This is a genomic window from Xanthomarina sp. F2636L (assembly GCF_026410195.1).
Lineage (GTDB): Bacteria > Bacteroidota > Bacteroidia > Flavobacteriales > Flavobacteriaceae > Xanthomarina.
The window spans coordinates 301084-321907 of sequence record NZ_JAPMLM010000058.1 but is presented as its reverse complement, the minus strand read 5'-3'; the positions used below and the strand labels follow the sequence as shown (position 1 = coordinate 321907).

Annotated in this window: 16 protein-coding genes; 4 read left to right on the top strand and 12 right to left on the bottom strand. The window is 32.8% G+C overall.

All coding sequences use genetic code 11. The annotated features are described in order from the left end of the window. Together OS191_RS05290 and OS191_RS05285 are read left to right on the top strand one after the other, a co-directional pair. On the top strand, positions 1-2202 hold a 2202-nt coding region (locus OS191_RS05290; RefSeq protein WP_267154672.1), incomplete at its 5' end, for a M14 family zinc carboxypeptidase. Positions 2203-2396: 194 nt separating this feature from the next. Continuing rightward, positions 2397-7526: a DUF8693 domain-containing protein gene (locus tag OS191_RS05285; protein ID WP_267154671.1), complete on the top strand. Its 5130-nt coding sequence runs from the start codon at positions 2397-2399 to the stop codon at positions 7524-7526. A 319-nt stretch (positions 7527-7845) separates the two neighbouring features. On the opposite strand, the gene hisS is transcribed toward OS191_RS05285, so the two are convergent. The 6 genes from hisS to rpsF form a co-directional block, all read right to left on the bottom strand. Next, entirely contained in the window at positions 7846-9216 is a 1371-nt protein-coding gene (hisS, locus tag OS191_RS05280) for a histidine--tRNA ligase (protein ID WP_267154679.1), read from the bottom strand. Between the two features lie 247 nt (positions 9217-9463). After that, positions 9464-9931: a DUF6495 family protein gene (locus OS191_RS05275; RefSeq protein ID WP_267154670.1), complete on the bottom strand. Its 468-nt coding sequence runs from the start codon at positions 9929-9931 to the stop codon at positions 9464-9466. A 28-nt stretch (positions 9932-9959) separates the two neighbouring features. After that, complete coding sequence (locus OS191_RS05270) at positions 9960-10844, bottom strand: glycerophosphodiester phosphodiesterase family protein (protein ID WP_267154669.1); 885 nt, start codon at positions 10842-10844, stop codon at positions 9960-9962. Between the two features lie 87 nt (positions 10845-10931). Beyond that, on the bottom strand, positions 10932-11393 hold the full coding sequence (gene rplI, locus OS191_RS05265; RefSeq protein ID WP_267154668.1) for a 50S ribosomal protein L9: 462 nt from the start codon (positions 11391-11393) through the stop codon (positions 10932-10934). Positions 11394-11406: 13 nt separating this feature from the next. After that, complete coding sequence (gene rpsR / locus OS191_RS05260; RefSeq protein WP_007650017.1) at positions 11407-11703, bottom strand: 30S ribosomal protein S18; 297 nt, start codon at positions 11701-11703, stop codon at positions 11407-11409. A 2-nt stretch (positions 11704-11705) separates the two neighbouring features. Then, a complete protein-coding gene (gene rpsF, locus OS191_RS05255; protein ID WP_267154667.1) occupies positions 11706-12044 on the bottom strand; it encodes a 30S ribosomal protein S6 in 339 nt (112 codons plus the stop codon). Positions 12045-12244: 200 nt separating this feature from the next. On the opposite strand from rpsF, the gene OS191_RS05250 reads away from it, so the two are divergent. Beyond that, on the top strand, positions 12245-12943 hold the full coding sequence (locus OS191_RS05250) for a LytR/AlgR family response regulator transcription factor (RefSeq protein ID WP_267154666.1): 699 nt from the start codon (positions 12245-12247) through the stop codon (positions 12941-12943). Here the strand turns inward: OS191_RS05250 and priA are convergent, their stop codons facing one another. The 4 genes from priA to nadC all read right to left on the bottom strand — a co-directional run bounded on the left by priA (position 12944) and on the right by nadC (position 17730). Next, complete coding sequence (gene priA / locus OS191_RS05245) at positions 12944-15394, bottom strand: replication restart helicase PriA (protein ID WP_267154665.1); 2451 nt, start codon at positions 15392-15394, stop codon at positions 12944-12946. It abuts the gene before it with no gap. A 36-nt stretch (positions 15395-15430) separates the two neighbouring features. Next, positions 15431-15853, bottom strand: coding sequence for a DUF2147 domain-containing protein (locus tag OS191_RS05240; RefSeq protein WP_267154664.1), 423 nt, complete (start codon positions 15851-15853; stop codon positions 15431-15433). Continuing rightward, entirely contained in the window at positions 15846-16787 is a 942-nt protein-coding gene (locus OS191_RS05235) for a YihY/virulence factor BrkB family protein (protein ID WP_267154663.1), read from the bottom strand. The genes OS191_RS05240 and OS191_RS05235 overlap by 8 nt, the downstream gene beginning before the upstream one ends. Positions 16788-16872: 85 nt before the next feature. After that, complete coding sequence (nadC, locus tag OS191_RS05230) at positions 16873-17730, bottom strand: carboxylating nicotinate-nucleotide diphosphorylase (protein ID WP_267154662.1); 858 nt, start codon at positions 17728-17730, stop codon at positions 16873-16875. A 194-nt stretch (positions 17731-17924) separates the two neighbouring features. On the opposite strand from nadC, the gene rlmH reads away from it, so the two are divergent. Next, a complete protein-coding gene (gene rlmH, locus OS191_RS05225) occupies positions 17925-18398 on the top strand; it encodes a 23S rRNA (pseudouridine(1915)-N(3))-methyltransferase RlmH (protein WP_267154678.1) in 474 nt (157 codons plus the stop codon). A 158-nt stretch (positions 18399-18556) separates the two neighbouring features. Here rlmH and hpf read toward each other — a convergent pair whose 3' ends face one another. Together hpf and OS191_RS05215 are read right to left on the bottom strand one after the other, a co-directional pair. After that, a complete protein-coding gene (gene hpf, locus OS191_RS05220) occupies positions 18557-18856 on the bottom strand; it encodes a ribosome hibernation-promoting factor, HPF/YfiA family (RefSeq protein WP_267154661.1) in 300 nt (99 codons plus the stop codon). 139 nt (positions 18857-18995) lie between these two features. Next, on the bottom strand, positions 18996-20525 hold the full coding sequence (locus tag OS191_RS05215; protein WP_267154660.1) for a tetratricopeptide repeat protein: 1530 nt from the start codon (positions 20523-20525) through the stop codon (positions 18996-18998). Positions 20526-20824 lie beyond the last annotated feature (299 nt).

Genomic DNA, 20824 nt, shown 5'->3' with positions numbered 1-20824 from the left:
GAATTACCAGCTTCTGAAAGACGTGGACCATACCCATTAACTTTCCCACTGACTGCCTATCCAACTTATGCAGATTATGCAACACAAATGCAAGAGTTTGCAATCAATCATCCTGATATTTGTGAATTAGTGGATATAGGTGGCACAACCGAAGGTGTTGGTGGAGGAAATAAACGGTTATTATTTCTGAAGCTTTCAGATAATATAGGTACTGAAGAAGCTGAACCTAAAGTGATGTATACCTCGTCTATTCATGGTGATGAAATTACAGGTTACCCTTTAATGCTTAATTTAATTAATTATTTTATAACGGCCTATAAAGATACAGGGCATTCAGATCATAATCGAATTAAAAACTTAATTGATAATTCAGAAGTATGGATTAATCCTATGGCAAATCCAGATGGAACGTATTATAATAATGCTTCAAATACATCAGTTGCGAATGCTAGAAGAGCCAACGCCAATGGATTGGATTTGAATAGAAATTACCCTGATAATGTAAATGGACCACACTCAAACGGTCATACCTCATATGAATTAGAAACACAACATTTTATGAACTTAGCAGCCAATACGCACTTTGTGTTATCTGCTAATTTCCATGGTGGCGTGGAAGTTGTAAATTATCCTTGGGATAATACCTATAACAGACATGCCGATGATGATTGGTTTGTACATGTGTCTAGAGAGTATGCCGACAATGCCCAAGCTGATGGACCAAATGGATATATGGATTATTTAGATAATGGGATTACCCATGGTGCAGATTGGTACCGAGTGTATGGTGGACGTCAAGATTATATGAATTTTACACACCAGTGTAAAGAAACGACTGTTGAATTATCTGATGTTAAATTAATTCCTGCAAACCAACTAGTAAATCACTGGAATTATAACCGTGAAGCTTTAATTGAATACTTAATCCAAGGAACCTACGGATTTCAGGGAAAAGTAAAAGATGCTGTTAGTGGAAACCCTATTGAAGCTAAAGTTACTCTAGTTGGTCATGATAATACTGGGTCTCATACGGTAAGTTCTTTACCACATGGCGATTTTTACAGACCGGTTTTTGCAGGAACTTATAATATTTTAATTGAAGCAAACTGTTATCAATCGGTAACTTTAACAAATCAAACTATTGCAAATTATCAAACTATTACTCTTGCAGATGTGTTAATGACACCCTTAACCGCAACAGCTCCAACTAACCTAGGTACTTCTGGAACTGATGCTAGCTCCACGAATACTAGCTGGACAGCAGCAACTGCTGATAGTTTTGATATTAGATACCGAATTGTTGGTATGCCAACATGGACTGAAATCTTAGGAATTACAGAAAACCCATATCAAATTACAGGGCTTTCTCCTAATACAACTTACGAGTTTCAAGTAAAATCTTATTGTGGTTCTAATAGTACTGCATATTCAGTTTCAGAACAATTTACAACAACAAATATTAACTACTGTAATGCTCAAGGAAATAGTGTAAACGACGAATATATTGGAAATGTAAACATTAATGGCGTAGACAATAATACCGTTTCCAATACGTCTTCTGGATATTCAGATTTTACAGCAAGTTCAATTTTCCCTGATCTAGATATTGTTTACAATGCAACAGGAAATAATATTAGTGTTACAAAACATTGGACAGGAGGTTCTTATAGAGAAGCTGTGTCTGCATGGATAGATTTTAATCAGAATGGCACTTTTGAAGCTGGTGAGAAAATATTTGGAAGTGCATCTTCAAATACCGCTACTGTTAATGGCACTTTTAATATTCCTAACGATGCTTCTTTAGGGAGTACACGTATGCGTGTTTTAATGAAATATTATAGTTCTGCTGGTAATGATGCAAACGATCCATGTGAAACATTTAGTTATGGAGAAGTTGAAGACTACTCTATAAACATTACTAATGCAACATTAACTACAAATACATTTAATGAAATTAGCGTTTTGGTCTATCCAAACCCATTTAAAAATACGATGAATATAAAATTACCACATAACAATGCCTTAGATGTTCAACTCTTGGATATAACTGGAAGAATTATTACTAATATTAATAATATTCATCCAGTAAATAATACCATAGAGTTACCTAATAACAACCATTTAACTGCTGGAACTTATTTTGTAAAGCTTACAGATAATACAGAAAATACAACTGTTGTAAAAAGAGTTATTAAACAATAGCTTCTTTAATTAATATACAAAAAAGGCTAAAATAATATTATTTTAGCCTTTTTCAACCTATTGATAATGAGGTGAATAAATATTATATATGCATTTCATCGATTTTATTTGCATTTCGTAGACAGATAATTTACATTTGTCCTTAAGCTATTAATAATAAATTAATTAGTCCCAAACTAATAAATTAACTACTTATGAAAAATTCTACTATTTTATTACGAAAGTACCTGTTGCTATTCAGTGTCCTTTTATTTTCAAGTGTTTTATTTTCTCAAACAACTATTTATTCAGAAAATTTTGAATCTGGATTTGGTGGTTGGACTAAAAATACAACTGGAAGTAGTTATGGTGAATGGATTCAAGGAACGAATACGGCTTCTATTGGAGGAGCAACTGGAAATTACATTTATTCTGATGGTTATGGCAGTTATGATAGATACAGAGACAATACTTATATAACAACTACAAGTCCTACAATAAATCTAAATGGTTATACTAATTTAATATTAGATTTTGATATTTGGGTTGAAACAGAATATTATTATGATGGTATGAAAATAGAATATTCATTGAATAATGGTGCTAATTGGAGTATTTTAGGTTCAACTGGAAACACAAATTGGTACAACAGTTATGTTAGTGCCCTAGGCAGTGATGGATGGACAGGCAGTAGTGGTTATGCATGGATTAATACAAGCATAAATTTAAGTACGGAAAACATAAATTTTAATACATCTACTCAAGTTATGTTTAGAGTTATTTTTTCCTCAGATGGAAGTGCTAGAGATATAGGTGTTGCTTTTGATGAATTTCGAATAAGAGGTAACTCAGCTACACCACAACCAGAAATAGACATTACAGGCTCAGGCATATCTATTTCTGATGGAGACACGACTCCTTCTCCAACAGATAATACAGAATTTGGAGCAATAGGAACGGGGTCAACTGTAGATCACACCTTTACCATTCACAATACTGGAACACAGCCTTTAAATTTAACTAGTTTATTTCCTTTGCCTTTGGTTGGTATTTCTATAAACCCTGCATTTACTATTTTAACACAACCAGCTAGCAATACTATAGTTCCAGGAGGCAGTGAAACATTTGTTGTTCGCTTTGCGCCATTAGTAGCTGGAACAGTCCAAGCTGATATTTCTATTGCTAACAACGATTCTAACGAAAACCCTTATAATTTTAGAATTCAGGGTACAGGTGTTGCTCCATTAACTGAAGGTCCCGGTGGTGTCACTAACCATTTAGCACTTTGGCTAAAAGGAACAGATGGCTTAGGTTATACAGATGGACAATCTGTATCTCTATGGGCAGATCAGGGTCGTGGTGCCAACGCTACGGCACCAACTGGATTAGAACCAACATATCGTGATGCTCCTATTTATAATGTGAATTTTAACCCTGTAGTAGATTTTGATAATGATTATAGTACTGCTGGAGAGGATTTTGGATATACTGATACTAATAGACATACCCTGGTAGGAACAGAAGGTTTTTATACACAAGATATGTTTATTGTAGTAATTCCTGATGTCAATGTGACATCGTCTTTAGCTAGTATGGACGTTTTTTGTGGTGATGCAGATGAAGGGACTAATAATAGAGATGGATCTGGCATTGGATATGGTAGATATTCTGTTAGATTTTCAGATGAAGTTCTTTCATACTGTGTAAACACAACATCTTCAGACGAACTGATTGCTGAAAATTTAAGAGGTTATGGTATAGCCCACACGAGCACATCTGCAAATTATAATAATGTAGGTATTATTAATTCTAAAAACAATTCAAGTTCAGCTACAGCAAATGTTTTATTATATAATGCTAATGATATAGGAAATACCGAGGTTGGCTTACCACAATTTGAAAATGTTACAAATTCAAGGTATTTTTTAGGAAGAAGTGAAGCCTTTAAAGGCAGTTATGATGGTAGAATTGCTGAAGTTATTACTTATTCTGCTAAAAAAGATGATGCCAATCTTACTCAAGAACGCAACCGTATCCAATCCTATTTAGCCATTAAATATGGGATTACTTTAGGTGTAAATGGTACGTCCCAGGATTATGTAGATAGCGATGGTACAGTTATTTGGGATCAATCGGCAAACAACCCGTATAATTATGATATTGCTGGTATTGGTCGTGATGATGATTCCGATTTACTTCAAAAGCAATCTAGAAGTGTCAACAATGCTTTGGATGGAGCTTCTAGAGGTCAGGGTATATTAACTATTGGGATGGGTAATATTTCCAATACAAATAATTTAAATGCTAACACTGAACTTGAAGACAAAGAATTTTTAATTTGGGGAAATGATGGAGTGGATTTAGACAATCCTGCCAGAATAGTGGATATTGATATGAGTACTAATATTTCTCCTGCCATTTCAGGTGGTACACATGTACAATTTAACGGAATTGCCAGAACATGGAAAGTGGTTGAAAATGTAGCTGCTCTGGGAGATATTCCTACTGTAGAAGTAGCCATCTTAAGAAGTGCTGTAAGAACAGCTACTCCTCCAGATGGACGCTATTTAATGTTTATTTCTGATACGCCAAGTTTTGGTCCAACTGCAGACTACCGTGTCATGACAGAAGGCACTAACGAATTAGGCGAAGCTATCTTAAAAACCAATTACGATTTTGACGATACAAAATACATCACCTTTGGTTGGGCTCCTGAACGTACTTTTGAGCGTTCTATATATTTCAATGGAACCACCAACTATGTAGATATGGAAGATGCCTTAGATTTAAACCCAACAGCTTTTACAATCTCATCATGGGTAAAAAGAGAAGCTGGATCTGAAAACACATCTATTTTATCTAAACGTGATGCACTCTATACAGAAGGTTATGATTTTAAAATTAATGCTTTAGGAAAATTTGAAGTATCATGGAAAACATCTTTAGGCTTATTACAACAAATAACTTCAAACACCTCTATTCCTGAAGATACCTGGCATCATTTAGCAGTTATTTATCAAGGTGGTACTGCCTATTTATACATAGATGGAGTATTAGATACTCAAGCTAATAGAACTGCACCAGATAATACAGCCGAGTCGTTTTATATTGGAGCAGCATCTAAACTAACACCACAAGCTTTCTTCAGTGGAAACATTGACGAAGTACGTGTATGGGATACAGCCTTAACTGTAAATCAATTAAGATATGTTATGAACCAAGAGATTGAAAACAATTCAAGTTTTGTTGGAGCTTCATATTTTATTTATAAAAGTATTACCCCTACTAAAAATGAGGTATCAACAATTCCATGGAATAGCTTGGCTGGATATTACCCTATGTCAACTTATACTTATACAAATACCAAAGATGAATCTGGAAATGGAAACCAAGGTGCTTTAAGAACCTTAAGAACAGTCGATAGACAAACTGCTCCATTACCTTATATATCAAATGGAACTGGTAATTGGGATACTCAAGCTACTTGGTTAAATGGTAGCTTACAAACTATTCCTGGAGCCACTTCTATAGTTGATAGTGATGTAACTATAGATTGGAACATTGTAGAAACAGATCATAATATTCTTATGAATAACAGTGCTTTAGCTGCTAGTGCTAATGGCAACAGAACCTTATTAGCTCTTATACATAGAGATAATACCATTACTGTTGATGGCGATAATACGGCCAAAGATGGTTTTGGCTTAACCATTACCCATTATTTACAATTAGATGGGAAATTAGATCTTGAAGGAGAATCTCAACTTATTCAAACATTAGATAGCGATTTAGCAGTTGGAACTTCTGGAATTTTAGAAAAAGATCAACAAGGAACTAAAGATTTATACACGTATAATTATTGGAGTTCTCCAGTAGGATTTACAGCTGGTGCAAATCCAAATAATTATAGCTATACTCTAAATAACCATATCTTTAAAGATGGTACAACATCAACCTCCCCAACAAACATTTCGTTCATTGGTGGGTATGATGGTACTTCTGGTAATCCAATTGGAATTGCACATTATTGGATATGGAAATTTGGAAACTCACCTTCTGGAGATTATTCATCTTGGCAACATGTTAGAAATACAGGTACCATAAAAGCAGGAGAAGGGTTTACTTTAAAAGGCGTACTTAATACAGCTGGAGATTTAACTCAACAACAAAACTATGTGTTCCAAGGAAAACCAAATAATGGTGACATCTTAACCTTGACCTTAAATATTGGTAACGACTACTTAGTTGGTAATCCATATGCGTCTGCCATAGATGCAGATCAGTTTATTTTAGACAATGGACCAATAATTGGTGGTGCTGGTACAGACCCATTAATAAGTGGAACCCTTTATTTCTGGGAACATTGGGGAGGTGGCTCTCACGTAACTTCAGAATATCAAGGAGGGTATGGAACCTACAACCTCTCTGGTGGTGTAGCTGCTGCTGCTTTTGGAACTCCAGATCCTGATGTAGCTCAAGTAGGTACAGGAACCAAACGTCCAGAGAGATATATTCCTGTGGGACAAGGATTCTTTGTTACAGGTGAAACTACTGGAACCATTAACTTTAATAATGGGCAACGTGTGTTCCAAAAAGAAAGCCCTAGCTCGTCTATATTTATCAGACAAACAGAAGATAGCCAAAGAACTCTAGAAGAAATGGCTGATACTAGAATGAAAATCCGAATTGGTTTTAATTCTGTCAATACCATTCACAGACAATTATTGGTTACTGAAGACCTTAGAGCGTCTATGGGTTACGATTGGGGATTTGATGGGAAACTTTATCAAAACCAAATGGACGACATGTATTGGTTGCTTGATAGCGAGAAATACACCATTCAAGGGGTAAATGATATTTCTGAAAGCACAGTGCTTCCAATAGGAGTACACACTTCTGATCCTGGTTTAAATAATATTACCATCGACATTTTAGAAAACGTTCCTGATAACTTAGACATTTATGTTCACGATAAAGAATTAAACATTTATCATGACTTAAGAGTTGAAAAATATGTAATTCATCTAGAAGCAGGATTCTATTTAGATCGTTTTGAAATTATGTTTACAAACCAAATTCTTGGAGTTGAAGATAATGAGTTAGCAAACTCCCTCCAAGTATCTTATCTAAATGCCAATGAAAGTATCTTAATTCAAAACCCTGACATGCTAAAAATTAAATCGATTAAAATGTACAACATGATTGGGCAAACAATTTTTAGTGTAGATGATGTTAAAACTGAAACAAACACAGAAATTAAAACAAACAAATTAAGTGTTGGAACTTATATAATTAAGCTTGACACGGAATTTGGTGAAGTAAATAAAAAAGTATTAGTGAATTAAATAGACAGTCCTGAATCTATCATAAATTCAACCATACTTTTGAGAAGAGAGTCCTGAAAATGTTCAGGGCTCTTTTTTTTTTCAACTTAAGCAATGCATCCATAAACTAACCTACTAGTGATCAAACGAATAGATACTGGCGCGTAACCCTATAGATACTGGCGTGTAGCTCTATATAAATTACAAAACGTATTTAGTTGGAATAACACGGAAAGAAAAAGAAAATTGCGGAAAAAAAGGGAAATTTCCGGAAATAGAAAAATAATTAGTTTATCATTTCTGTATAACTGACAAGTACATGTGATCCCTTAATCTAAAACTACTGAAACTTTAAAATCAAGTCTTTGAGAGTTATACGTATTTGCTCTCCAGAAATCATATCTTTTAAAGTATAGTTATTAGATGTTATTTCCTCCTCACCTACCATTACAACAAATGGAATATGGCGTTTGTTGGCATGATTCATTTGCTTTTTCATTTTAGCAGCTTCAGGATATAATTCGGCATTAACATGATTCAATCTTAACTGTTTGATGGCTTTTAAACTGAACAAAGCCTCTTTTTCGCCAAAATTAATAAAAAGCACATCAATGTTTTTGGTAACAGTTTCTGGGAATAAATTGAGTTCTTCAAGGACTAAATAAATTCTATCCAATCCAAAACTAATGCCAACGCCACTCATATCCTTCATTCCAAAAATACCGGTAAGATCGTCGTATCTTCCTCCCCCACCAATAGAACCCATTTGCACGGATTCAGGAGCAGACACCTCAAAAATAGCACCTGTATAATAATTTAAACCTCTTGCTAGGGTAACGTCTAATTGTAAAGTTGCCGTTTGCAAACCAAGTTCTGTAATGGCTTTATCTATAAACTCCAATTCTTGAATTCCTTTTTTACCTTCTTCCGAAGTACTTAAAATAGATTTTAGTTGTTTCACTTGAGAGCTAAAAGATCCTGAAAGTGTAAACAAAGGTTGAAGTTTTTCAATGCCTTCCTTAGAAATACCTTTCTCAAGCATCTCTTCTTTTACTTTATCTTCACCTATTTTATCTAACTTATCTAATGCTACTGTAAAATCGATTAATTTATCACTTGCTCCAATAACTTCGGCAATTCCAGATAATATTTTACGGTTGTTAATTTTTATAGTAACGCCTTCTAATTTTAAGGCTTTAAAAACAGCATCGTAAAGTTGCACAAACTCTACTTCTTGCCATAAGGAGGTAGAACCAACCACATCGGCATCGCACTGATAAAACTCTCTAAAACGTCCTTTTTGAGGTCTATCTGCTCGCCAAACTGGTTGCATTTGGTAACGCTTAAAAGGAAACTCAATCTCGTTTTGGTGCTGCACGACGTAACGAGAAAAAGGCACTGTTAAATCGTAACGAAGAGCTTTTTCAGAGATTTTTGAAGTTATGGCATTTGAATCTTTAGTCTGAAAAAGTTTATCGTCCACTTTATTCAAATAGTCCCCAGAATTCAATATTTTAAAAATAAGTCTATCGCCTTCATCGCCATATTTCCCCATTAAGGTGTCCGAATTCTCAAAACTTGGAGTTTCAATAGGTTGAAATCCGAATAATTCAAACTGTTTTTGAATGGTGTTAAAAATATAGTTGCGTTTTGCTACTTGCTCAGGAGTAAAGTCTCTAGTCCCTTTTGGAATGCTTGGTTTTTGTGCCATAATAATGCCTTGTCTTTCGACTCTGCTCAAGATAAACTTCAGCAGGTATCTCATTTTAATTCCTGCGAAAGCAGGAATCTCATTAATTTTATTCTAATTCTCTAACAAAAATAAAGAATTATAAATGTCATTACGAGCTTTTTCAGTAGAAAAAACCTAGTAATCTATTTAATAGTTATTGGGATAACAATTCAACAGATTGCCACGTCACTCCTATCGTTGCTTCTCGCAATGACACTTCTTTAATCTAATTAATCAATTTATCTAAATACTGAAATAATTCGCCTTTGGTGATCACTCCTCCTTGTTGGATTAATTTAAACTTATCTGCATTTTTATCTTCAGAATACTCTTTTTTTGCTTGAGAGAATTCCACATCCTCATCCATTAAATTTTCTCGCAACCAATTAAAACCATCTGTGGTCGTTAAATCTATTGGATTTTTTATTTTAATAGCAATTAAGTGCATAATCTCTTCTTGCAAATGAAATAAATGTATTTGTTGAGGTGAAATATGCTCAATATATACCACTTTATTTAACACACCTTCCCAAACCAAATCGCTAAAGACATCTAATTCCTGTTCGGCAACTTCTGGTTTGTTTACTTTAATATCATCCCATTCTTTTGCAGTTATGGTTTGTGTAGCAAGAAAATTTATAAATTCTTTATGCAGTTCTTCAAATTGTTCTTTTGTTAATCTAGCGTACTTCATTGGTAATAAATCTATTTTAATTAAAGTTTTATTTGTTGATTTTTAGGGCTGTTGCAGCTTGAAAAGGTCTATCGGTTGCAAAGATATCAATTCCCATGTTGTGCCATCTCATATAAAGAGAATCTCCTTTGGTTTCTGCTTGTTTGTCTAAGTTTCCAAGTGTTCCTAACATGGTTTTTATACCAAGCTTATGAATGTTGTTAAACAACATGGTATCTGATAGTTTGGTTCCTGTAAAGGCCAACATATTCTCTAATGGGATTTTAGTGTCTAACAACCAATCTAATTCTTGTTGGTTTCTTGCAGATACAGACATCAATAAATCTGGAGCTAATTGATAGGCTTTTTTAAGTTGGGCCACATCATACGTAATAATTATTGAAATATCTTCGGCAGCTTGCTCTCTAATAGCTTCTATAACTTCTGAAACATCTACACTTTTTTTAATGTCGATTGTTAAAATGGCTTGATTCTGTTTTGCCCAAGCCAAAACATCTAGAAGTTTTGGAATCTTGTAATTTGTTTCATTTCCAAAGTCGTCCACCAAATTAAAGTTTTGTAGCTCTTCAAAACTATAGTTTGTTAACTTATCTGTTCCGGTAGTTGTTCGTTCTAAGGTATTATCGTGCATTAAAACCAAGATATTATCTTTTGTTTTAGCGATATCAATTTCAAAAACAGCTTGAATACTATCGTTAATATAAGCTATGGTTTCTAAACAATTTTCTGGATAATTAGCCAAGCCTACACCTCCACGATGCACACTTATTAAAGGAGATGCATTTGGTTGATATTGAAAAGCTTCTATTAAAGAAGACGATTTAATAGTCTCTTTACCTAAGTCTATAGTTGGGTTTGGCTTGTCTTTACAAGACAGAATAAGCAAGAAAGCCCATAAGAAAGTGAAACGCATATTTAGAGGTTCTTAGAAATTTTTAATTAAAAAAACCGTCTAGAATGCTCTAAACGGTTTTGTTTTATAATGCAGAAATGCTAAAATTTAAGATTGAGCAATAACTTCAAAAGGGATTTCGAAAGTTACTTCTCTGTGTAAACGAATTACAGCATCGTACTGACCTAAACGTTTGATATTTCCACCTGTAATACTGATGTATTTTTTATCGATATCATGTCCTGCTTTTGAAAAAGCTTCCATTAAATCGGCTTTGGTAATAGAACCAAATAATTTATCACCTGCAGAAGCACCTTCAGTAGCTTTAGCTGGTATTTTAATTTCTAATGCTTTAATTGCTTCAGCAACTTTATTAGCATCTTCAATTACTTTCTTGTCTTTGTAAGCACGTTGTTTTACATTTTCAGCTAATACTTTCTTTGCAGATGCAGTAGCTAAAATAGCTTGCTTTTGTGGAATTAAAAAGTTTCTACCATAACCGTTCTTAACCGTTACAACATCGTCTTTAAATCCTAAATTTTCAACGTCTTGTTTTAATATAAGTTCCATTGTTATGAGTATTTTATTTTAATAAATCTGCCACATAAGGCATTAATGCTAAATGACGAGCTCTTTTTACAGCAACTGACACTTTTCTTTGATATTTTAAAGATGTACCTGTTAAACGTCTTGGTAAAATTTTACCTTGTTCGTTTACAAAACCTAATAACCAATCTGCATCTTTATAATCTACATATTTGATTCCAGATTTTTTGAAACGACAGTACTTTTTATTCTTGTTAGTTTCAATATTTAAAGGCGTTAAATATCTAATTTCTCCGTCCTTTTTTCCTTTTGCTTGTTGTTCTATAGATGACATAATTACGCTTTTTGTTTAAGTTTCTCTCTTCTTCTCTCTGCCCAAGATATAGCATGTTTGTCTAAAGTAACAGTTAAGTAACGCATAAAACGCTCGTCACGTCTAAACTCTACTTCTAATGGATTGATAACTTCTCCATCTACTGTGTACTCGAATAAGTGGTAAAATCCACTTTTTTTGTTTTGAATAGGGTAAGCTAATTTTTTAAGCCCCCAATCTTCTTTAGATACCATCTTTGCTCCACGAGAAACTAGAAAATCTTCGTATTTCTGTACTGTTTCCTTTATCTGAGTTTCAGATAAAACGGGATTTAAGATGAAAACAGTTTCGTAATGATTCATATTAAATTATATTTATTGTTAAAAATGGGTGCAAAAATAAGAATTTTATTTATATATTACAACATTAATTAAAACATATTTGACAGCAAATAACCAAAATGTTAAAATATGTTAAAATTAACGTTTTACCGATGTTTTTTGGTTTTTAACCGAATTTTTCGTACTATTGTCGATATCTTAACCGAAATAAACTAAATGTTATGACTTTAAACTGTGTAGTAGTTGATGACTCAGCAATTCAGCGCCTCTCCATTGTTAAGTTAATTGAAAATCACCCTTCGCTTAACTTGATTGCAGAATACAATAGTGCCCTAGAGACTAAAAATGGACTTAATACCCACAAAGTAGATTTAATATTTTTAGATATTGAAATGCCTGTTTTAAATGGGTTCGAACTTTTGGATGTACTAAACAACAAACCCCAAATTATTTTTGTTACTGGTAAAACAGAATATGCCTTTAAAGCATTTAATTACGATGCTACAGATTATTTACACAAACCTATAACAAGAGAACGTTTTAATACTGCTGTTGACAAAGCTGTAGAGCAACACAAATTAAAATTAGACTTTAACGAAACTGAAGGTGAACATATTTTTGTAAAAAGTAACCTTAAAAAACGTAAAGTATATATAAAAGACATTAAGTGGATTGAAGCTCTTGGAGATTACGTAAAACTTGTTACAGAAGAAACAAGTTTAGTGGTACTCTCAACTATGAAAGCTTTTGAAGCGGAACTTCCTGAAGGAAAGTTTCTACGAATTCACAAATCGTATATTGTTAATTTAGATAAAATTGACAGATTTAATAGTAAAAATGTTGAAGTTGGTGCTTATGAAATTCCATTAAGCCGAAACAAAAAAACACAACTAGTTGATGCCCTAAACAACATTACTTAACTAGTAATTATCAACATTTAAAATAACTCTTACAGCCCTAAAATCTTTTACAGACAAGAAGCTATTATTAATTTTAATAATGGCTTCTTTTGTTTTTACTACGGACTGTTTAGGTGGGATTTTAACAATAATATGTTTTATAAATTGATTGCGAATCCTAGACACAGGAGGGAATTCCGGACCTAATACATCACTTTTAAACACCAGTCTTAAAGATTTAGCATACCAATCTGCAGCCACATTTACCTTATTATAATTACGATGTTTTAAGGTTATTTTTATCAATCTATAAATGGGTGGATATTTAAAATTACGTCTTTCGTCCATTTGTTCTTCATACATTTCCATATATGAATTAGTCGTTACTTGCTGTAAGATTTTATGATACGGATTGTAAGTTTGAATTAAAACCTTTCCTCTCTCTTCGGTTCTTCCAGCTCTCCCGGATACTTGCAACATCAATTGAAAACTACGTTCATGGGCTCTAAAATCTGGAAAGTTAAGCATGTTATCTGCATTCATAATACCAACAAGTTTTACATGCCTAAAATCCAATCCTTTTGTTAACATTTGTGTTCCCACTAAAATATCTACTTCCTGTTGCTCAAAAGCTGTAATTATTTTCTCGTAGCCATATTTTCCTCTGGTAGTATCCAAATCCATTCTAGCCACTTTGTTATTTGGAAAAAGTTTACTTACCTCCTCTTCTACCTGCTGGGTTCCAAAACCTTTATTATCTAAGTCTGTACTCCCACAAGCTTCACAAGACTTAATCATAACAGCGTGATAACCACAATAATGACACCGTAACTGATCTTTATATTGATGATAGGTTAAACTAACATCGCAATTTGGACATTGAGGCGATACGCCACAAGTTGTACATTCCACAATAGGTGAAAACCCTCTTCTATTCTGAAACAAAATAATTTGATGTCCAGCTTCGAGAGTTTCAGTCATCTCTTCAATCAATCTGTCGCTAAAATGACCTGTCATTCGCTTGCGCTTTTGCTTGTCTTTTATATCGACAAGTTCAATATCTGGCATTAAAACATTGTTGTATCGGGTAGTTAACTCCACCAAACCATACTTTTCAAGCTTGGTATTATAATAACTCTCCACACTTGGCGAAGCTGACCCTAAAAGGGTTTTACATCGAAATAAATGCGCCAAAACGATAGCCGTATCCCTGGCGTGATATCTTGGTGCTGGATCAAATTGCTTATAGGACGACTCATGCTCTTCGTCTACAATAACCAATCCTAAATCGTGAAATGGCAACAAGACTGAAGAACGCGCTCCAATAACAACTTGTGCTTTAGATGTATTCTGTAACACATGATTCCAAACTTCAACACGTTCTTGAGACGAATATTTTGAATGAAAAACAGCCACTTGTTCTCCAAAATAATCTTGTAATCTGTTTACTAATTGTGTTGTAAGAGCAATTTCCGGCAACAAATAAAGAACCTGTTTTCCTTGCCTTAAAATGGTTTCAATTAATTTGACATATATCTCCGTTTTCCCCGAAGAAGTAACACCATGCAACAAGGTGATATTATAGGTTCCAAATGAGGATTGTATGTCCTGAAAAGCTGTTTTTTGAGCTTCGCTTAACTGCTTTAATGGATTATTCTCTTCTCCTGAGTATTCAATTCTATCTGTTTGAATATGGTATTCCTCAAGAATATCTTTATCTATTAACGATTTAATAATCGCTGACGATGTCTTGCTTTTTTCGGTTAGCTCTGATACTTTAATCGGTTTCTTTGTTTGTGCTGAAAGAGAAAACAAAGTTAAAACAACCTCCCTTTGTTTTGGAGCGCGACTTAAGTCTTCCAATAGATTTTGCAAGTTTGTTTCAGAAGAAAATTTAGCCTGCAATTTTACATAACGTACTAATTTGGGCTTATATTTTTCATAGATTTCTTCTTCAACTAAAATCACTTGTTTATCTAAGAGGCTTTTAATAACTGGAAGCACATTTTTTTTATCTAAAATACCTGCAACATCTTGTATTTTAAGTAATGATTGATGATGTAACGCATCATAAATTAAAAACTCATCGTCTTTTAAATCCGTTTCTGCAACATGTGTCTCCTGGTTTTTTGTAATTATGGTTTCACTTTCTAATAAAAAAGCATTTGGTAATGCTGCTCGCATCACATCACCTAAAGTACACATATAGTATTCTGAAATCCACTGCCAATGCTCTAGTTGTTTTTTGGTAACAATAGCTTCATCGTCTAAAATTTGATGAATTTCCTTAGCTTCATAAGCATGGGGTTCATTAGTATGAATGCTAGACACCAAAGCCGTATAGATTTTTGCTTTTCCAAAAGGTACAGACACTCGCATACCAGGTTTTAAAAAACCAGCCTCAGCTTCCGTAATACTATAGGTAAATAGTTTTGGAATTGGTATGGGAAGTATGACGTCTATATAATGCAATCGTTTCTGGTGTTTAGTGTTTGGATAAAATACGCTTTAACTCTCAATGCGTTCCCAATATTGTGTGGCATACAAGAAAGAAATATAACCTCTAACCATTAATATATTAGGATTGTCTTTATCTAAAGACAGTCTACAATTGTATGTTTTTCCATCTTCAGGATCCAAAATGGTTCCGTTCTTGAAATAAATACCATCTTGAGTTAGGTTTTTAATAATGGTTAATCCTAAAACTGGTTTATTATAATCTGCACCTTCACATGTAGTACAAAGTGCATCTTTATCTATACTGCTATAAATTTCAATAATCTTACCAAAAGCCTTTCCGTCTTTTTTGAAAATTTCTACCGTTGATTTGGCCTTACCTGTTTCGTCATCAATTGTTTTCCATTTTCCATAAATATCTTGCGCATTCGTTGTTAATGGCAATAAAAATACAAGCAGCAATACTTTATACATAATTTTTATTTATTTTTTTCAATCTATTCAAAGAGGCATTCAATTCGTAACCTAAAAGCAAAATATTAGAGTTTAACCATAGATAAAATAGCAAGATTAATAAGGCTCCAATGGAGCCATATAGCTCATTATACTGGGAGAAATTTTCTATATAAATTCCAAATAAATAAGAGCTTAAAATAATTAAAACAGTAGTAAACAAAGCTCCAATAGAGAAAAATTTTGATGCTTTACCTTCTCTAGTTCCAAAATAATACAGAATGGCCGTTGCTAAATATACCATAATAACAAAAAACACATATTTAGCTATCGTAATCCAAAATTGATTGTTGCTTTTTTCTAAAACACCATAAATCTCAAGATTTCCAAGAACATATATTTCAAAGTAACCAAGTATTACTACAGTAATTATTAATAAAAAAGCTAAAATTAAAGCTACTCCTAAAGCAAAAAAATACTGTTTAATAATATTTCTGCTTAATTGCTCATGGTAGGAGCTTTCAAATCCTGCAAATACGGCATTAATACCATTCGCCATTAAAAAAATAGACACTAAAAAAACAGAAGATAAAAGACCACCACGGTTTGTAGATTCTATATTTTCAAAAATACTATTAAAGAAAAAATCTGATGTACTTGGAGGCAAAAAAGAGTTTAAAAAATTCAAGAATTCTATTCTAAAATCATCTATAGGTATTAATGGAATCACGATTAGAATAAAAAGCAAAAATGGAAATATAGCCGTAAAAAAGTTAAATGCAATGGCACTTGCTCTTGTGGTTAAAGCACCTCTTCCAATTCCAATAATGTATAATTCAGTTAAATCGTATAATGAAAGCCCTTCTAAACCTGGAAGTTTAATTTGTTTTAAGAATTTGAGTATCCAATTTAAAACAGGAATTTTACTTAATTTATCTTCTATTGGTTTTGTCATTGGCTAGTTCTAAGTTTTATATTTATAATTCAAGGTTAATACACAATAAAATCAACTTTAGAATCTTGAACATTAAATTTAAGAGTTATACGGCTTTTAAGCTTAAATCCATATTATATACCGAATGGGTTAAAGCTCCCGACGAGATATAATCCACACCACATTCAGCATATTTTCTAATGGTTTTTTCATTAATACCTCCTGAAGATTCGGTTAAACAAGTATCGCCAATCAAGGCTACGGCCTTTCTAGTATCTTCATAATTAAAATTATCAATTAATATTCTGTAAACACCTTTACTTTCAAGAATTTCTTTAATTTCATCTAAATTTCTAGCTTCGACAATAATTTTTAAATCTCTATTTGTATTTTTTAAGTAGGCTTTGGTTTTGTCTAGAGCTTTTGTAATTCCACCAGAAAAATCGATATGATTGTCCTTAAGCATAATCATGTCATACAACGCAAATCGATGGTTTTCTCCACCTCCAATTTTTACAGCCCACTTTTCTAAAGCACGAATTCCAGGAGTGGTTTTTCTAGTATCTAAGATTTTTGTTCCAGTACCTTCAAGCAAATCGACAAACTGTTTGGTTTTTGTTGCAATGGCACTCATACGTTGCATAGCATTTAACACCAATCTTTCAGCTTTTAAAATAGACTGAGAAGCTCCTTCTACAAAAAACACAATATCTCCATATTTTACTTTAGAACCATCCTCGATAAGAGTTTCTACTTTCAAGTTTTTATCTATATAACTAAAAACTATTTTTGCGAATTCTACCCCAGCAATAACGCCTTCGTCTTTTACCAAAAGTTTAGCTTTCCCTGTTGCAGTATCTGGAATGCAAGCTAATGAGCTATGATCTCCATCACCAACATCTTCACGAATCGCATTTGCTACAATTATTTCTATTTCTTTATCGAATTGTTCTTGTGTAATCATGTTCCTTAATTTGATGTAAAAATACTAATTGAAAAACAAATTATTTACATTCTAAATTCTTAATTCTAATTAAAATGTAAATTTGTGATTGATTTAGATAATTAATAAGAATGTCCTTTCGAATAGAGTCGAAAGGCAAAAATATGGTCTCGTTTCTCGATTGCGCCAGAAGTGACGACCCAATTAAAGAAAACATGCAAATAAAACTCCTTACCATTGGCAAAACAGACAACAAACAGCTTCAAGCCTTGATAGACGATTATCAGAAACGCTTAGGCTTCTATATAAAATTTGAATTTGAAATTATCCCTGACTTAAAAAAAGTTAAAAATTTAAGTGAAGAACAGCAAAAACAAAAGGAAGGCGAATTAATTTTAAACAAGCTGCAAACTACAGATGTTTTGATATTATTAGATGAGAATGGCAAACAATTGAGTTCAGTAGGCTTTTCGGAATATTTACAAAAACATATGAATTCTGGAATTAAACAATTAGTATTTGTTATTGGCGGTCCATATGGTTTTTCTAATGATGTTTATAATAAAGCCCAAGGAAAACTATCTTTATCTAAAATGACATTTTCTCACCAAATGATTCGGTTGTTTGTTGTAGAACAACTTTATAGAGGTTTTACCATTTTAAAAAACGAACCATATCATCATCAATAGTTCAAAAAAGGGATTAGAAAAAATAAATTCCAAATAACAAAAACTAAATTCCAAATTACGATTCATTGAAGAATTTTCTCCTTTTAGGAATACAAAAAAAAAGCCACGAATTCAATACATTTTGAATACGTGACTTTTTATATTTAAGATTTTAAAACCTAATGAGTTGTAAATGTTTGCTTTCTTTTTTTAAGCTGAATATCTAAATCGTTTATGGTTTCTTTTACTGCCAATTCAAAATTCTTTTCTGTTGACGTAGCAAAAACTCGAGGCCCAGGAAGGCTCAATTCCATATTACAAATTTTACCTTGTTCCTTTTGGTTGTTATCTTGTTTAAAAAAAACATCACAAGCAATAAGCCAATCGTATTTTTTTGCTAGTTTTTCAAGTTTTTCAGTGGTGTATTTAGATAAAGATTCACTAGAATCCATATTTACGTATTGAATGATAATGTTCATAATGCTTAATTTAAATTTGAAGTTGTAATTTATTACAATATTACTAAAAATCAATAATAATTAACATGATAAATATCAATAAAACCCATATAAAATCTACATAGTTTAAACTTGTTTACCATGGAGTTCTTATTGTAATTTACACTTTTTGTTTTCTAGCTTTTTCTATTCCTTCAACTGCCAAACGTCTTTTTGTTGCTCTTTCTAAAGTTGCTTGGTATTGCTGGATAGCTTCTTCATATCTTTCTTGCTTCATAAGCCATTCAGCATATAATTCGCTTGTTGGTTTAATAATTACAGGAGGTCCGTAACTATAGCTAATAGCTTGTTCTTTGATGGTGGATTCTTTTAACAAGTCTTCTGTTTTATTCACATCATTTTCTAACCAAGCTTTTAAAGCTCTTACTTGTTGAAGCATTACTTGTGATTGTTTAACATCCATTTTTGTAGGTGTATTTCTAGAGAGAGAAGAACACATGGAAAATCCGCTATCTAAGTTTTCAACCAATAAAGATTCCTTTTCTATTTTTTTAGACATGGTATCTATAACGCGTTCAACTTTTTCAACGTCTCCTTTTAAAAAAGCGCGATAAGCATCCAAATAATAATATTGCGACTGTATGGTTAGATTCAAATTTGAAACATCCACTTCTATATTTGCAATATCTGAATCCCATTGATTGGTTTCTACTAAATATGTTCCTTTTAAAAATACCAAATAGTTCTTAGTTCTATCATTAGGTGTTTCTTGAACATATTGTTTCATGTCTAAAACCATTTGTTTGGCTGTATCGAAATCTCCCTTCTGTAAATACCCGTATTGCAACCAGTGAAATGCATGATAGCCACGAGCATTATTATCAAGCTCTTTCCTTTCCATTCTATTTAAACTAGCTTGGTAAGAATCGATATTAGAATTTATCACTTCGTCCCACATTCCTAAAGCCACATAAATATGAGAAGGCATGTGTAAGGCATGACTAGCGTCTGGAGCCACTTTAGAGTAACTATTGGCGGCATCGAAAGCCAATTCAGCATGATACGGATCGTCGTAAGAATGAATTAAATAATGAAGCGCTCCTGGATGTTTTGGGTTTTTCTCAAGAACTTTTTTTGCAATTTCAGCACCTTGTCCATAAATAGCATCGTCGCGACCTTCTGGGACAGAACCCAATAAGGAGATGGCATAAAAGGCCGCTATTTCCTGATTTTCTGGATACGTTTCATGAAGTGATTTCATATAATTCTTATAAGCCTGATCTCTTTCAACTTTAGCTGTTTTGGGCGTATAAAGAATTTCAATGGCCTCAAGAAAACCCTGTTCAATATCTGAATATTCTCTAGGACCTTGAATCTGGTTTGCTTTTTTAATTGCTGCAAAGCCTGCATCATAATCCTGTTCTCCCCAAAGGCTATGGTTATAAGTCATAGCTTCTCCCCAAAATGCCATGGACATGTTTGGGTCTTTTTGTTGCGCTTCTTTGAAGGCTTCTCTAGCATCATCGTATTCAAAACTATGAAGTAATAAAAGTCCTTTTTCAAAAAATTCCTGAGCTGCTTCATTTCCAGTAACCTGAAACTCTACAACCCCAAGAGTGTCTGTTTTTTCACTTTCTTTCTTGCACGAAAAAACAATAAATAACACAAAAAAATAGAATAGGTATTTCATTATAAATAATTTAAATTTCATTTTAATTGTCTGATTTAAAGTTACATAAAAAAATGCTATTAAAAAATATTCTCAATTTTATATAAAAACATATTAACCGTTTACAGAAGAAATTGAAAAATTAAACATCATTTAATGTTCCTTGAAATTTAAAGATACCACAAAGTTTCTTATACTTTTTAAAATGATTTCAAGATTTCGGTGTTAATAAGTCAATAAATTCAAATATTAAACAACATCGAAAAAATTAGCTGTAACTTTGCAACCAACAAAAAAATGGCATTTAATCTGCCATTTAT